The sequence below is a fragment of the Bradyrhizobium sp. Kon56 genome (assembly GCF_055807635.1).
In genome coordinates, this window is record NZ_JBVVOU010000159.1 from 1 (window position 1) to 447 (window position 447).

General features: G+C 42.5%; 1 protein-coding gene. It reads right to left on the reverse strand.

The features are described from left to right. A partial coding sequence (locus AC0L3B_RS38415) for a hypothetical protein (protein WP_473382805.1) occupies nt 1-447 on the reverse strand: 447 nt, incomplete at both ends.

The following is a 447-nucleotide window of genomic DNA, read 5'->3' on the forward strand; positions in this document are numbered from 1 at the left end:
GTTCTTTGAATACTGGGGTGTAGATGATTTTCAATTTCATCAATTATCGCGGTAAATTCCTCGCCCCCCTCCACATTGAGCTGCTGAAGGTACAGCATCCATGCGATTTCAATTACAGCTGCGAGACCTCCCGACGCACTCTCAAGAATAAAACGATCACGCCCACCATTACATACGAAAACTACCTCTGCACCAACACCCACCTCAATAGACTCAAACTTGAATTGACGAGGTACTGCAATACGCAAAATACTCTGGAAACCTTCAAAGTACCTCCGACATTCATCTACTGGATGGAGTATATATTTATCGCTAGACTTAACGCCATACCCAGCAACCAACCACGCAAACAGAGTGTTTTTTATTGAAGCAGTGAAATTATCTTTCGTTCCTTCAATAGCAGATTTTTGTCCATCCCTCGACAACTCCAATGCTTTTTTTAGATCA